Annotated in this window: 14 protein-coding genes and 1 pseudogene; 5 read left to right on the top strand and 10 right to left on the bottom strand. The window is 64.7% G+C overall.

What is annotated here, in order from left to right; all coding sequences use genetic code 11:
- Window positions 1-80: 80 nt before the first annotated feature.
- Entirely contained in the window at window positions 81-1,451 is a 1,371-nt protein-coding gene (locus ACSKB8_RS41310; protein WP_438111027.1) for a transposase, read from the top strand.
- 379 nt (window positions 1,452-1,830) lie between these two features.
- On the opposite strand, the gene ACSKB8_RS41305 is transcribed toward ACSKB8_RS41310, so the two are convergent.
- From ACSKB8_RS41305 to fliI, 6 genes are all read right to left on the bottom strand, one after another.
- Window positions 1,831-3,057: an NAD(P)/FAD-dependent oxidoreductase gene (locus ACSKB8_RS41305; protein WP_438111025.1), complete on the bottom strand. Its 1,227-nt coding sequence runs from the start codon at window positions 3,055-3,057 to the stop codon at window positions 1,831-1,833.
- 117 nt (window positions 3,058-3,174) lie between these two features.
- Window positions 3,175-4,134 carry an AraC family transcriptional regulator gene (locus ACSKB8_RS41300; protein WP_438111023.1) on the bottom strand — a complete coding sequence of 320 codons (960 nt, stop codon included), beginning with the start codon at window positions 4,132-4,134 and terminating at the stop codon, window positions 3,175-3,177.
- Window positions 4,135-4,366: 232 nt separating this feature from the next.
- Entirely contained in the window at window positions 4,367-5,434 is a 1,068-nt protein-coding gene (locus tag ACSKB8_RS41295) for an anti-sigma factor domain-containing protein (RefSeq protein WP_438111022.1), read from the bottom strand.
- Window positions 5,435-5,511: 77 nt separating this feature from the next.
- On the bottom strand, window positions 5,512-6,057 hold the full coding sequence (locus ACSKB8_RS41290; RefSeq protein ID WP_370988028.1) for a sigma-70 family RNA polymerase sigma factor: 546 nt from the start codon (window positions 6,055-6,057) through the stop codon (window positions 5,512-5,514).
- Between the two features lie 318 nt (window positions 6,058-6,375).
- Window positions 6,376-6,795, bottom strand: a complete 420-nt coding sequence (fliJ, locus tag ACSKB8_RS41285; protein ID WP_370988027.1) for a flagellar export protein FliJ — start codon at window positions 6,793-6,795, stop codon at window positions 6,376-6,378.
- Window positions 6,796-6,916: 121 nt separating this feature from the next.
- Entirely contained in the window at window positions 6,917-8,242 is a 1,326-nt protein-coding gene (gene fliI, locus ACSKB8_RS41280; protein ID WP_091883920.1) for a flagellar protein export ATPase FliI, read from the bottom strand.
- A 416-nt stretch (window positions 8,243-8,658) separates the two neighbouring features.
- Between fliI and ctrA the strand changes: the two genes are divergently transcribed.
- The 4 genes and pseudogenes from ctrA to ACSKB8_RS41260 all read left to right on the top strand — a co-directional run bounded on the left by ctrA (window position 8,659) and on the right by ACSKB8_RS41260 (window position 11,558).
- Window positions 8,659-9,360 (top strand): response regulator transcription factor CtrA, encoded by a 702-nt coding sequence (gene ctrA, locus ACSKB8_RS41275; RefSeq protein ID WP_016848562.1) that lies wholly within the window; start codon window positions 8,659-8,661, stop codon window positions 9,358-9,360.
- A gap of 164 nt (window positions 9,361-9,524) precedes the next feature.
- Window positions 9,525-9,930, top strand: a pseudogene (locus tag ACSKB8_RS41270) (DUF350 domain-containing protein).
- A gap of 1 nt (window position 9,931) precedes the next feature.
- A complete protein-coding gene (locus ACSKB8_RS41265; protein ID WP_438111019.1) occupies window positions 9,932-10,339 on the top strand; it encodes a hypothetical protein in 408 nt (135 codons plus the stop codon).
- A 58-nt stretch (window positions 10,340-10,397) separates the two neighbouring features.
- On the top strand, window positions 10,398-11,558 hold the full coding sequence (locus ACSKB8_RS41260) for a glutathionylspermidine synthase family protein (RefSeq protein WP_438111018.1): 1,161 nt from the start codon (window positions 10,398-10,400) through the stop codon (window positions 11,556-11,558).
- Between the two features lie 165 nt (window positions 11,559-11,723).
- Here the strand turns inward: ACSKB8_RS41260 and ACSKB8_RS41255 are convergent, their stop codons facing one another.
- The 4 genes from ACSKB8_RS41255 to ACSKB8_RS41240 all read right to left on the bottom strand — a co-directional run bounded on the left by ACSKB8_RS41255 (window position 11,724) and on the right by ACSKB8_RS41240 (window position 14,763).
- Window positions 11,724-12,596, bottom strand: coding sequence for a CheR family methyltransferase (locus tag ACSKB8_RS41255; RefSeq protein ID WP_438111016.1), 873 nt, complete (start codon window positions 12,594-12,596; stop codon window positions 11,724-11,726).
- Entirely contained in the window at window positions 12,593-13,780 is a 1,188-nt protein-coding gene (locus ACSKB8_RS41250) for a protein-glutamate methylesterase/protein-glutamine glutaminase (protein WP_438111014.1), read from the bottom strand. Before ACSKB8_RS41250 ends, ACSKB8_RS41255 begins: the two co-directional genes overlap by 4 nt.
- 75 nt (window positions 13,781-13,855) lie before the next feature.
- Window positions 13,856-14,221: a response regulator gene (locus ACSKB8_RS41245; protein ID WP_007600538.1), complete on the bottom strand. Its 366-nt coding sequence runs from the start codon at window positions 14,219-14,221 to the stop codon at window positions 13,856-13,858.
- A 71-nt stretch (window positions 14,222-14,292) separates the two neighbouring features.
- On the bottom strand, window positions 14,293-14,763 hold the full coding sequence (locus ACSKB8_RS41240) for a chemotaxis protein CheW (RefSeq protein ID WP_438111008.1): 471 nt from the start codon (window positions 14,761-14,763) through the stop codon (window positions 14,293-14,295).
- Between the last annotated feature and the right edge of the window lie 18 nt (window positions 14,764-14,781).

Here is a 14,781-nt window from a genome sequence, read left to right as displayed (position 1 = left end):
ATTTTGTTGCAAAAGTCGGTTGAGACGAGCCGGCAAGCGTGATTCCGTTGTGTTGACGCGAATCGCGACGAGGTCGATCCATGATGGGCCGTCTGAAGAGTGACCAAGGTCAACTGTTCTACGAGTTTCATCTCAGCGACGCGGTTCCCGAAGATCATCTGGTGCGGAAGATCGACACTGCGCTCGATCTGTCTTGGCTTCGCAGCGAGCTAGCTCCTCATTATTCGTCCATGGGTCGCCCGTCGATCGATCCGGAGCTGATGATCCGGATGCTGATCGTGGGATATGTCTTCGCGATCCGCTCGGAGCGGCTGCTCTGCCGTGAAGTGCAGGTGAACCTCGCCTATCGGTGGTTTTGCAAGCTTGGTATCGAGGATGCTATCCCGGATCATTCGGCCTTCTCGCGGGCCCGCAATGAGCGCTTCCGCGAGGGAGATGTCGTTCGTCGCGTATTCGAACATATCGTCGAGGCGTGCATTGTGGCCGGTCTGGTTGGTGGCGAAGGTTTTGCGGTAGACGCGAGCCTGATCCAGGCAGATGCCAACAAGCAGCGCTCGATCGCGGGTCAGGATTGGCGCAGGGATCGCGATCCGGCGAGGTCAAGCCGCGCGGTGAAGGAGTATCTGGCAACCCTCGACGATACGGCGTGGGGTGCGGCCAGTGACGTTGTCCCGAAGTTCATCTCGCTGTCCGATCCCGCGGCCCAGTGGACCGGAGCCCACAAGGGACCAGCATTCTTCGCTTACTCCGACAATTATCTCATCGACGTGAAGTTCGGCGTCATCGTTGATGTTGAGGCGTCCCGCTCCATTCGCCAGGCCGAGGTCGGAGCGGCGAGGACAATGATCGAACGAACAGAGGAGCGCTTTGGTCTCAAGCCGGAACGGCTTGTCGGGGATACCGCTTACGGGGCTGCTCCGATGCTGAACTGGCTGGTCGAGGAGAAGGGCATCGCGCCACATATCCCCGTGTTCGACAAATCGAAGCGAGATGACGGTACCTTCTCGCGCAGCGACTTTCGATATGATCCGACCAGCGACGTCTACCACTGCCCGGGCGGAAAGCGGCTCGGGACGAGCGGCACCGTGCACGAGGGCAAAACGCTTCTGTATCGTGCGAGCAAGCTCGACTGCGACGCATGCCCGCTTAAACCGCAGTGCTGTCCAAAAGAACCATCGCGCAAGATCCCGCGCGACATACATGAGCACGCCCGGGACGTCGCCCGGTCGTTCGCTGGCACCGAGAGCTTCGAGACGTCGCGACGTCAGCGCAAGAAGATCGAGATGCGGTTTGCGCACTTGAAGCGCATCCTGAGGCTTGGTCGGCTTCGGCTTCGTGGCCCACGGGGCGCCCAGGACGAGTTTGTTCTGGCTGCCATCGCTCAAAATCTGAGGCGCCTCGCGTCGCTCGTTGCGCGACCACCACCCGCTCATGCTCTGTGCATTGCGTAGCGTAGGAGTTGCGTTGAGAGCGTTAGGGCCGGGGGCTCAAAGCCGGTCGGCCTTACCGAATGGCCGAAAGATATCCGTCGGTTACAGCCGACTTTTGCAACAAAATCGGTCCAATTGCCGACCTCTCGGCAGCTAGCGGCAAGGTCGGCTAAGGGCCCCGGAGCGGACGAAGGCCGGCAGCCGCCGCGCTGGAGCTGTTCGCCCCAGGCGCTGCCGACTACAAGCTCCAACATGTCCGATGATGCCCCGGTTCTGAACGCTTGCGCTCATCTACGCGAGGCTGTTGCAAAGCGGGTCTCTTCCGTGGTCGTGGCGATTTCGACCATGCGAGTCCGTCGCCTACGTTTCGTTTCGACTGGCTGAAGGGCGCACGAGCAGCTCAACGACGCGGCGCCCCATAGGCCGGCGGCGGCGCCTGCACCATCGGCGCAGCGGCCGCAAACAGCTCCTCCTTGCTACCCGTCAGCGGCGGATAGATTCGCCTGCGGTTGATCGTCTCTTTGGTCACTTTCGCCGCCGCGCCGGTGGCGCGCACCTCGCGGTCCCAGCCTTCGGTATAGAGCGCGCCCCAGCCGCCGAGATCGAGCACGGTCACGTACCAGTCGATCCGCAGCGGCAGCATCGGCAGGCCGGCGAGATCGGCAACCACGTTGTGGCCGGCGAAGCGGCCCATGGGCCGCGCGAACTGACAGGACATCACGGTCGGATGCAGCCCGTCGATCACGCTCGAGGCAACGTCGCCGGCCGCGAACACGCCGCCGACATCCGCAACCCGCATGAAGGGATCGACCAGAATGCGCCCGAGGCGATCGCGCGCGTCCGGAAAGCTCGCCGCCAGGGGGCTTGCACGCATCCCTGCGCACCAGATCACCGTCTGTGTCGCAATGAACTCGCCCGAGCTCAGGCGCATGCCGCCGGCCTCCACGGAGACCACACGCACGCCGAGGCGTGTCTCGACGTCGAGCGACGACAATGCCGTCTCGATGACGGAGCGCGCGTGCGCGCCAATGGTGGCGCCGACCGCTGGATTGGGATCGACCAGGATGATGCGGCGGCTGCCACTGATGCCCGCACGCGCCAGCCTGGCGGGCATCTCGGCCGCGACCTCGATGCCGGTGAAACCGGCGCCGACCACCACCACCGTCGAACGCCCCGGCGACGGGGCGCTGCGTCCGAGCGAGACGAGATGATCCTCGAGGCGAAGCGCCGCGGAATAGGTGTCGACGTCGAAGGCGTGGTCGGCAAGGCCTGGAATGTCCGGACGCATCACCTCGCTGCCGAGCGCCAGCACGAGGCGGTCATAGTGCAACGTCTCCTCGCCGCCGCTGGTGACCAGCGAGATTTCGCGATGTGCATGATCGATGGCTTCAACCTCGCCGAGACCATGGTTGACGCCGATCGGATCGAGCAGTTGCGGCAGCGGCAGCGCGACCTCGCCGAGGTCGACCTCGTAATTGCGCACGCGGATGTTGTGATAGGGATTGCGGTCGATGAGGCGGATCTCGATGTCCCGCCCGCTCGCGCCGATCTCGTCGCGCTTGCGCGCAGCACCGATGGCCGCCCACAGGCCTGCAAACCCGGCGCCGAGCACGACGATACGCGCCATGTCCGCCTACACTACTTTCCAAAGCAATCCCGCGGTCTGCCCGCGCAGGTAGATATAGCTCAACAGCCCGCATCCACCAACTGCGGCAGCAACGCTGCCGCTGCACAAAATCGCGACTTACGCCTCGCGCAGCTCCGACGGCGTCGCGCCAAAACGCTTGCGGAACGCGCGATTGAAATAGGACAGATCGGCGAAGCCCGAGGCATGCGCGACGTCGCTGATCTTGCGCGCCCTGGCGCGGGGATCGCCGAGCAGCTTGCGGGCCTGGAGCAGGCGCTGCTCCAGCACGAATTCGGTGAAGGTCGTGCCGGCCTGCTCGAACAGGCGCTGCGCCTGGCGCGGGCTGAGGCCCGAGCGCGTCGCGATCTCGGACAGGCAGAGATCGTTACGGCCGAGCGCGGCCATCACGTCGGCGCGCATGAGATCGAGACGCGCCGCGGCATGCCCGCGTCCGCGCGCAAGTCCGGCATGCTCGGCGTCGGTCCCGAGCAGGAGGCCGACGAGATCGACCATGTGTTGCGCGGTCAGACGCTGGCCGACGGCATCGAGATGCGGCGCCTGATTGGCGGCGAGCGCATGGTAGCGGAAGATGGTCTCGGCGACCGCGCCGTCGGAGAGCACCTGTGACAGCTTCTCCTCCGCGCGCGGATTGATGTCGAGCAGCGCGCGGCGCGGCATGCGGATGGTGGTGAAGCGCTCCTCGTCGGTGTGGCCGACGGTGCCGGTGATGCTCATGTCGACGAGCACCATCTGCGCCGGCGCGAGCTCGACGGTGTGGCCGTTCTGCCCGACGCGGACAAGGCCCGCATGTGCTGCAATCAGCACGAGATCGTCGCTGCCGTCGGCAAGGTGGCTCTGCGTGCGTGAATATTGTGCGGAAGCGCCTTCGGGAATGGCGAGCGCGATGTTGTCGACGACGCTGACCTGGAGCCGGCAGTCGATGCTGTCGCCCTGGCTCGGGCCGATATCGAGGCCACAGGACCCGAAGGCCCGCTCGCGCCAATGCTCGAACGCCGGGCCGTGCGGCAGCCCCGCATATTGGTGAATGAAGATGCCTGGCGTTCTCGCTGCATCCATCTGATTTCTAGCCCCTCTCCGGCACCATGATCGGCGTGCCGACTACAAATTCCGGGGATTTGACGCCGCCAAGTGCGGGGAGGTTCAAATCGGGGGCGGATTCGGCAGGACTTGTCGGGATGCGACGGAGGGTGGACCGTGGCGACAATTTTTGCTCGTAGCCCGCATGGAGCAGAGCGGAATGCGGGACGGTGGACCCGGATTGCGCTGCGCTCCATCCGGGCTACGACACCTACTTCTTCGCTGGCGCCGGCGGCTGCGTCGGCGGCACGGTCTCGATCAGCTTGCCGGAAAACACCGGCGTCGAGGTCGGCTGGCCGTTGGGCGAACCGCCGGCCTGCTCGACCGTGACGGCATAGGTCGCGCCGTTGACGACGTCGGAATCGTAGGAAGCGAGCAGCGGACGCGCGGTGAAATCGCTCGCACCGATCACGCCGAGCGAACGCGGCCGCGGCAGCTTGTCGGAGATCAGCCAGAGCTCGAAGCTCTTGCCGGGCTCCGGGGTCGCGCCGACCTTCCGGACCGTGAAATTCCGCGTCGCACCGTCGATGGTGAGGATGAAGGCGGGGCCGCCACCCTGGCCCTGCAGCAGGGCGACATCTTGCGCAGAGACGGTGAGCGGGGCGGCCGGTGTCCTCACTTCCACCGTCTGGATGCGTGGCGCAGGACGCAAGGCGCCCGGCAGCGCATCAGGCAGGAGGATCTGAAGCGACAGCGTCACGAGCAGCGCGGCCGCAAGTGCGCCAACGGCGGATGCGATGTTGCGCCAGCGCTTCACGCGCCCCTCGAGACGGATCACATTGCCATCGTCGACGACCGGCGCCTGCGGCGCACGGACGACATTGAGATCCGGGGCATGGACCTGCGGGATGAACTGCGGCGCGATGTCCGGGATGGCGTCGGGCTCGGGACGCGACGGCTGCGGCTGCTCCGCTTCGGGTTGCTGCGGCTCCGGGGACTGCACGCCCTCCGTCGCGGATTCCGATGACGCAGTCTCCGGCGAGGGCAATTCCGGTATGGGCGGAGGTGGCGGCGGCGAAGGCTCGGCAAGCGCAGGCGGCTCCTGCGCAAGCGCCGTGCGCGCGATCTCGGACCTGATGTTCTCCCACACGATCGGACGCGGTTCGACCGAGCCGACCATCTGGTCGAGGACGCCGAGCCGATGGGCCCAGGCCTGCACGATTTCGGCGAACGCCTCATCCACCGCCATCATGGTCTCGACCTGCGCGCGCTCATCGGCGTCGAGCGTACCGAGTGCATATTCCGCGGCGAGCGCGATATGGTCCTCCGTGTAGGCCATCAGTTTCCTTCACCTCTCCCCAACGGGGAGAGGTGGACAGTCGTTGCCGCGCTGGTTTCTGCCACTCTCATCATCCTCTAAAGTCCGAGGCACTCGCGGATATCCAACATGCTGCGCCGGAGCCACGTCTTCACCGTGTTGACGGGCGCGGCGAATTTCTCCGCCAATTGCTCGCGGCTCCAGCCGTTGTAATAGGCGAGAAGCACGAGGCGCTGGCGGTCCGGCTCGAGCCGGCCGATACATTCCAGGAGCCGCTTCAACTCCTCGGTCATCTCCCTCCGCGCCAGCGGATCGGGACTGTCGGCCGCCACCTCCATCGCCTGAGGCTCTTCCTCGATTGAGACTTCCGATTTCTTGCGCACGATGTCGATCGCACGGTTGCGCGCGATCGACGCCATCCACGTGATCGGCGAAGACATGGCCGGATTGAACTGGCCGGCGTTGTTCCAGATCTTGACGTAGGTCTCTTGAATGACCTCCTCTGAAAGATCCTGACGGCGCAAGATACGGAGCACGACGCCATAAAGTTTCGCGCGCGTGGCGACGTAGAGCCGCTCGAATGCGGCCTGATCGCCCTTCGCCACCGCCTCAATCAGCCCGACCAGCTCTGCCGGCGTCAGCATTCAGCCCCCTGAAACGCGGCCCGTCGCTTCCCTTCACCTCTCCCCGACGGGGAGAGGTCGATTTGCGCAGCAAATCGGGTGAGGGGGCGCAGGACTAACGGGAGACCGTCACCCCTCACCCGGCGCTCCGCGCCGACCTCTCCCAGGGGAGAGGTGGGCACCGCCGTCGCTGGCACAGCATTCATTCCCGCTACCATAGCGCGCGACAAAGCCGACCACCAAGCGGCGCGGCGCCACACTGTGGACAGCACATACGAAAACCCGGACCTTGCGGGTCCGGGTTTTGCAGATTTCTCGGCGATCTGGCTGCTGGCGCCGTTAGGCGACGGCGCCGATGCGGGCGCGCATCAGGCCGATGCTGTCGAGGTCGGCCTGCTCGCGGGCGTTCTCTTCGGCCCGTTCGCGGGCCTGGTCGCGCTCGTCCAGCAGCTCGACCTTCTTCAGCTCCTCGAAGGCCTCGGCCAACGCGGTCTTGGCTTCGTCGAGCTGGCCCTTGAGCTCGTCGGCCGAGCGGGTCAGATTCTCGCGGCGCTGGATCGCGGCCTTGGCGTAGGTCGGGTAGGCGAAGTGCGAGGGATCGTTAATCCCGGCGCGCTCCTGCTCGGTCTGGATCTCGCGCTCAAGGTCGACCGACATCCGCTGGAAGTCGGCGATCATGGTCTCGATCTGGGTGACCCGGCGGCGCTTCTCGTCGACCTGAAACTTCTTCAGGCGGATGAGGGTATCACGTGACTTCATCAACTCGTACTCCCCAGAAGTCCCCTCGCTGCACGTGGGACGGCACCGGTCTGCCCACAGGCCCGATTGCGGCCAAGACCGGCTCTGCTACTCTGTGGGATCGGATGATGAACTGACAAAGTTAGCGTTCCGTTTCCAAATCACCGAGGATTTGCGCCAACTGGCGATAGCCGTCCGCGAGTGATGCATTTTCGTCCTTGCGCTGGCGCAGGAAGGCCTCCAGCGGCTCGTGCAGGCGGATCGCCTCGTCGACCTCGGGGCTGGAGCCGGCCCGGTAGGCGCCGAGCCGGATCAATTCCTCCATGTCGGCATAGGTCGCCATCACCTGCCGTGCCCGCTGGATGGTCGGCCAGAATTGCGGATCGGCCGATTTCGGCATGGTGCGGGAGACGGATTTGAGGATGTTGATGGCGGGGTAGCGGCCGCGCTCGGCGATCGAGCGCTGCATCACGATATGGCCGTCGAGGATGCCGCGGACGGCGTCCGCAATCGGCTCGTTATGGTCGTCGCCGTCGACCAGCACCGTGAAGATCGCCGTGATGGCGCCCTCCCCCAGGCCCGGTCCGGCGCGCTCCAAAAGCTTCGGCAGCTCCGTGAACACGGTCGGCGTGTAGCCCTTGGCGGTCGGCGGCTCGCCAGCGGACAAACCGATCTCGCGCTGGGCCATGGCGAAGCGCGTCACCGAGTCCATCAGGCACAGCACGTCCTTGTCCTCGTCGCGAAAATACTCGGCGACCGCGAGCGTCAGATACGCGGCCTGACGGCGCATCAGCGCCGGCTCGTCCGAGGTCGCGACCACCACGACGGAGCGCGCCAGGCCCTCCTCGCCGAGGTCGTCCTGCAAGAATTCCTGCACCTCGCGGCCGCGTTCGCCGATCAGCCCGATGACGCTGACCGCCGCATCGACGTTGCGCGCCAGCATCGACAGCAATACCGACTTGCCGACGCCGGAGCCCGCGAAGATACCCATGCGCTGGCCGCGACAACAGGTGAGAAAGGTGTTCATCGCGCGCACGCCGAGATCGAGCGGCGCGCCGACACGCTTGCGCGAATGCGCGGGCGGCGGCGTATTGCGGAACGGCATCGGCGAGGAACCTTGCGGCAACGGCCCCTTGCCGTCGATCGGTTCGCCCAGCGCATTGACGACGCGGCCAAGCCAGGCCGCTGACGGTCGCACTTGATTGGCGGCATTGGCGATGACCGCCTTGCAGCCGCGGCGCACGCCATCGAGACCGGCGAACGGCATCACGACAGCATTGTTGCCGGAGAAGCCGATCACCTCGCAGGGGATGGAGCGGTTGGCGCCGGTCTCGATCACCAGCCGCGCGCCGACCGACATCGCGTGAATGGGACCGGCCACCTCGACCATCAGGCCGCGCACGCCGACCACGCGGCCATAAATGTTGATGCCGTCGATGTCGCCGATCTGTTCGGCCAAAGCCTTCATCGGTGAGCCTTCATTAAGGGGCGCGCCTAGGTCATCCGGGACTTCACGGTGAAACTCTTAAGTTTCGCCATATTTCTGAACGGCGCTTAACTTCGTGTTTACCCGCATCATTAATCATTGCGTCACTGTCTTTGAGACTGAGCGTGACTTCCCTTCAGAAGAAGGCTGAGTCGCGGGAGTTGGTTAGGTCCGTCTCTTAAAGTGGAGCTTGAACGGAATCGGGTGACGAAAGCTGCTTCGTACGCAAGACCTTAGGGCGATTCGACAAAAATTGCACCGGGGGGACTTGCGTTCCAGAATCAGAGTTTGTTAACCATCTGTTGTCAGGATCCGAATCAGTTGTTCAAAGGCGTTTTGTTGAGTGCCGCGAATGCGGCCGACCTGACGCCCAGGAGCGGCGACTATGGGGAACTGGCATGCGCGTTTTGCTGATTGAAGATGACAGCGCCGTCGCGCAGTCGATCGAGCTGATGTTGAAGTCGGAAAGCTTCAACGTCTACACGACCGATTTGGGGGAAGAAGGCGTCGATCTCGGTAAACTATACGATTACGACATTATTCTCCTCGACCTCAACCTGCCCGACATGTCCGGCTACGACGTGCTCAAGCAGCTCCGGGTCTCCAAGATCAAGACACCTATCCTGATCCTCTCCGGCCTCGCCGGCATTGAGGACAAGGTCAAAGGTCTCGGCGTCGGCGCCGACGACTACATGACCAAGCCCTTCCACAAGGACGAGCTGGTGGCGCGCATCCACGCGATCGTGCGCCGCTCCAAGGGCCATGCCCAGTCGGTCATCCAGACCGGCGACCTCGTCGTCAACCTCGACACCAAGACGGTGGAAGTCGGCGGCCAGCGCGTGCATCTGACCGGCAAGGAATATCAGATGCTGGAGCTGCTCAGCTTGCGCAAAGGCACGACCCTCACCAAGGAAATGTTCCTCAACCATCTCTATGGCGGCATGGACGAGCCGGAGCTGAAGATCATCGACGTCTTCATCTGCAAGCTCCGCAAGAAGCTCGCCAACGCTTCCGAGGGCCGCAACTTCATCGAGACCGTGTGGGGCCGCGGCTACGTGCTGCGCGAGCCGCATGAGGCCGACGAGCGCATCCCCGCCTGATCCTGGGTTTACGTCGCGAGCCCCTCGGGGCTCGCTCCTCCCAGCCTGGACCCCCGCCGCAAATGGCGGGGTTTTGTTTTTTGGGGATGCCTCATACGAAGCTTAATGTTTGAACCGCTACCCTCCGCCAGCCGACGAATTGGTCGCTGCACGATGGGGGAACGATGATCCTGCAATCACTCGCCGGCCTGCCCGCCTTCCTGGTCTATTTCTGGCACCGGGCTGATCGCGATCGTGGCCTATCTGTTCGTCTACACCCGCATCACGGCGCATAACGAATTTCAGCTGATCCGCGACAATGAGCCGGCCGCGGCGATCGCGCTCGGCCTCAGCCTGCTCGGTTTCGTCGCGCCGCTGGTCAGCGCCATCGCGCATTCGGCCAACGTGCTCGACTGCCTGATCTGGGCGACGATCGCACTGGTCGTGCAGGTCATCGTGTTCTTCCTCGTGAAGGTCCCGGTGCCGAACCTGTCGGCGCGGATCTCTGCCGGCGAGCTTGCCCCGTCGATCTGGCTCGGCCTGTCCTCGCTCGCCGCGGGCCTGCTGAACGCCGCCTGCATGATCTACTGACATGGCCGACAAATCCTCCAAAAAGGAGTTCGGCAAGCGCCGGCCGGTGACCGAGCCACCGCCTCCGCGGCCACCGATGAAGCGCTCCGGCCATGTTGCGCTGCTGGTGATGGGCACGCTCGCGGTCGGTACCACCGCCTACACGATGATGCCGCGGCAGACCTGCGAGCCGCCTCCTCCCGGGGCGACAGTTTCCGGAACGGAGACGCCGACACAGGTGAGCACCGCGTGCAGCAGCAGAAGCAGCTCCTCCAGTGGGAGCAGCTCGCGCTGGTCGTCGCGATCGAGCTTCTTCAGCAGCGATTCCTCGAGCCATTCTTCGTCGGGAATGTCGTCCGACTCGGGCTCCCATAGCGTGAGCCGCGGCGGCTTCGGTTCGTTTGGCCATGGCTTCTCGGGCGGCGGCTAGCGCATGATCCGGAAAAGTGGCCACCGGTTTTCCGGCAAGATCATGCGCAGGAAATGACATGCAACGCATCGTTTGTCTCGAGCGCGACGACTGGCGAGAGACCGCAGCGCAATGCGGCTTCGTCTTCCACACCATCGATGGCGAACGCTATTGGGACGAGCGCGCCTATTACGGCTTCACCCTCGACGAGATCGAGCGCGGCATCGAGACGCCGACCGGCGAGATCGACGCCATGTGCCTGGAGCTGGCCGGTCGCATCATCAGTGACGAGCGCTACTTGCGCCGTTTGAAGATTCCGGAAGCATTCTGGAGCTTGATCGCCGAGAGCTGGAAGCGCAACGACCGCAGCCTCTACGGCCGGCTCGACCTGAAATTCGACGGCAACGGTCCGGCAAAGCTGCTCGAATACAACGCCGATACGCCGACCTCGATCTTCGAGGCCGCGGTGTTTCAATGGACCTGGCTCGAACAGGCGATCGAACGCCGCATGATCCCGGCGCGTGCCGATCAGTTCAACTCGATCCATGAGCGGCTAATCGCGGCGTGGAAGGAGATTGCAGCAGGCCGCCACGTCCATCTCACTGGCATCACCGGCAACGAGGAAGACGCCGGCACGCTCGCTTATCTCGAAGACACCGCACGCCAGGCGGGGCTTTCGACCAGGCTGCTCGACATCGAACAGGTCGGCTGGCGCGATGAAGGTGGCGGCTTCATCGATCTCGACAATTGCGACATCACGCTGGCCTTCAAGCTCTATCCCTGGGAGTGGATGTTCCACGACGCCTTCGGCGCAAAGCTCAAGGAGGCACCGACGCGCTGGATCGAGCCGCCGTGGAAGGCGGTGCTCTCCAACAAGGGCATCCTGCCGCTGCTGTGGGAGATGTTTCCGAACCATCCCAACCTGCTGCCGGCGTTCTTCGAGGACGATCCGCGCGTAGCCGAGCTCGGAACGTCCTATGTACGCAAGCCGCTGCTGTCGCGCGAAGGCGCCAATGTCACGCTGGTCTCGGGCGGCATGCCGCTCGACGAGCAGGAGGGTCCGTACGGTGCCGAAGGATTCGTGCGACAGGCTCTAGCACCGCTGCCGAATTTTTCGGGCTTCTACCCGGTGATTGGAAGCTGGCTGGTGAACCACGAGCCGTGCGGCCTGTCGATCCGCGAGGACGAGAGCCCGATCACAGGCAACCGCTCGCGCTTTCTGCCGCATGCGATTTTGTGAGAGATGCACTTCTTTCCTTCTCCCCTTGCGGGAGAAGGTGGCGCGAAGCGCCGGATGAGGGGTTCTCTCCACTCGCAAGATCGTTCGTGAGGATAGAGACCCCTCACCCGGCTTCGCTGCCGCGAAGCCACCCTCTCCCGCAAGGGGAGAGGGTGAAGAGGCACCTCACCTCGCCGCGGCGACCTTCAGCGGCTGCGGCATCAGCCCGCCCATCGGGCGACCGGAGCGCGCGGGGTTGAGCTGGTAGAGACCGCGGCGCTCAGTGATGGGGCGGAACGCGTCGGTGATGCCGACGACGGATTCGGCCGCGCCAAGCAGCAGCGTGCCGTCGGCTTCCAGTCCCTTCGCCATCCGCTCGAAGATCACCGCCTTGGTGTCCTGGTCGAAATAGATCAGCACGTTGCGGCAGAAGATCACGTCGAACGTGCCGAGATGGGAGAAGTCCTGCAACAGATTGAGCTGGCGGAACTGCACCATCGCGCGAATGTCGGCATTGAGCTGCCAGACTTCGCCGACCTGCGTGAAGTACTTCATCAAGTGCTGGATCGGCAGGCCGCGCTGCACCTCGAACTGGCTGTAGACGCCGGCCTTGGATTTCTCCAGCACCTCCTGCGATAGGTCGGTGGCGACAATCTCGATGCGCCAGCCGGCGAAGGCCGCTCCCATCTCCTTCACGCACATTGCGATCGAATAGGGCTCCTGCCCCGTCGACGACGCCGCCGACCAGATGCGCAGCGATTTGCGCGCCGCGCGCGCCTGGATCAGCCCCGGCAGGATGGTATTGCGCAGATGATCGAACGGGATCTTGTCGCGGTAGAAGAAGGTTTCGTTGGTGGTCATCGCTTCGACCACGTCGGTCGCAAGCCGGCCATCGCCGTTCCTGATCTTCAGCACGAGATCGGGAATGCCAGATAGGCTCGCCTTGCGGGCGAGCGGCAGCAGCCGGCTCTCGACCAGATATTGCTTGTCGGCGGACAGGTCGAGACCGGAGCGCTCTTTCAGAAACTTGCGCAAATAGTCGTAGTCGACCGGCGTCACGAGCGGTCTCCCGCGAACAGGCGATTGACCTTGGCGCCGATCTGATTGAGGGGCAGGATCGCCGCGCAGATGCCGGCATTGGCGGCCGCGCCCGGCATGCCCCAGACCACGCTGGAAGCTTCGTCCTGCGCGATGACACTGCCACCGGCAGCGACGATGTCCTTGCCGCCGCGCATGCCGTCGGAGCCCATGCCCGTCAGGATCACGGAGAGGATGCCGCCGTGCCAGATGTCGATGGCGGAGGTGAAGAGCGGATCGACCGCGGGCTTGCAGAAATTGACGGCGGGGCCGTCGTCGAGCGCGATCACGGTGTCGGCGCCGCTGCGCACCACGCGCATGTGCTTGCCGCCGGGCGCCAGATAAATCCGTCCCGGCTTCACCGGCTCGCCGTCGATCGCCTCGGCTGCCGGCTTGCGGCTCGAACGCGCCAGATGCTCGGCAAGAATGGTGGTGAAGGTCGGCGGCATGTGCTGAGTGATCAGCACCGGGACGCGGTCGATCACCGGGCCGAGCTCGGTGACGAGTGCCATCAGCGCCTGGGGACCGCCGGTCGAGGAGCCGATCAGCAACACCTTCGGCGTCTGGGTCGAGAACGGGCGCGTCGCCAGCGCTCCCGACGACGGCGCGGCCGGTGCAGGCGCGGCGGACCGCGCGACGGCTGGTGCACGTACGGCCGGAGCCGGGCTCGCGGGCGCCAGCGGCGGGCTCGCAACCGCGGGTTTCCTGCGCAGACGCGCGCCGAGGTGACGGATCTTCTGGATCAAATCGTGGTGGAAGGTGTCCGCGGCGGAGGCCTCGCGCGTCGACTCCGGCTTCGGAATGTAGTCGGCCGCGCCAAGCGACAGCGCCTTGAAGCTGATCTCCGCGTTACGGCGAGTCAGCGTCGAGGCCATGATGATGACGAGATTGCGCTTCTTCGCCAGCAGTTGCGGCAGCGCCGAGAGGCCGTCGAGCTCGGGCATTTCGATGTCGAGCACGGCGACATCGGGATTGATGCGTTCGATCTGGTTGACCGCCTCGAGCCCGGTGCGCAGCGAGGCCGCGACCTCCATGTCGTGCTCGGCGCCGATCCAGCGCGAGATCAGACCGCGGATGACGACGGAGTCGTCGACGATCATCACCCGCAGCGGCCCCGCGTCGCGCGACGAACCCGTGGTCGAACTACCTGCGAACGCAGTACCCATTACTCACCAACTCAGACTGAAACGGTTCAGTTGAAAACAAGCGCCGAAGGATCCGTTCAGCCTCCGGGCGATCGCTCAGATAAGGCCGACTTCCTGGAATTTCGCCGTCACGATGTCCTTGTCGAAGGGCTTCATGATGTACTCGTTGGCACCGGCGTGCAGCGCGCGCGCGATGTGCGCCACGTCGTTCTCGGTGGTGCAGAACACCACTTTGGGCTGGTCGCCGCCGGGCATGCGCCTGAGATGGCCGAGGAACTCGTAGCCATCCATCACGGGCATGTTCCAGTCGAGCAGCACCGCGTCGGGCAAGCCGCGCTTGCAGGCCTCCAGCGCCTTCTCACCGTCTTCGGCTTCGAGGATCTGGAAGTCGAGTCCCTCCAGGATCCGGCGCGCAACCTTGCGGATGACGCTGGAATCATCAACGACGAGACAAGTTCGCATGTGAACCTCTGCTTCCTCCCCTTTGCCGGGGCACTTCCAGTTGCAGGCCCGATGACGGCGATGCCGCCGTATCAGGCCGCCATCATCTCGGGCGCGAGCTCGAGGACGCGATCGACGTCGAGGACGACCATGAGCTGGCCGTCGAGGCGGTGGACGCCGCCGGCGAGCTTGGCCATGCGCGGATCGAGGTTGACGGGGTTTTCCTCCTTGCCGTCCTCGGGCAGGCGCAGCACCTCGCCGATCTGGTCGATCAGGAGGCCATAGGATTCACCGCGCAGGTCGACGCCGACCGCCATCGGCACCTTGCCGTCTTCGGCCTTGGGCAGGCCGAGCCGGGCGCGCATGTCGACCACGGTGACGATGCGGCCGCGCAGGTTCAGGACGCCGGCGATCTCGCGCGAGGACAGCGGCACGCGGGTGACGCGCTCGGGCATGAACACGTCCTGGACGCGGGAGATCGGCAGGCCGAACAGCTGGCCGCCGATCATCGCGGTGACGTATTCGACCATGGCGCCCTCGGTGGACTGGGTCTTGCTGCTCATCGCTTGTCTCCTGATCCC

It is taken from the genome of Bradyrhizobium sp. BR 1432, assembly GCF_051547705.1.
In the GTDB taxonomy this organism is placed as follows: Bacteria; Pseudomonadota; Alphaproteobacteria; order Rhizobiales; family Xanthobacteraceae; genus Bradyrhizobium; species Bradyrhizobium zhanjiangense.
This window is presented reverse-complemented; position numbering and strand designations above follow the sequence as displayed.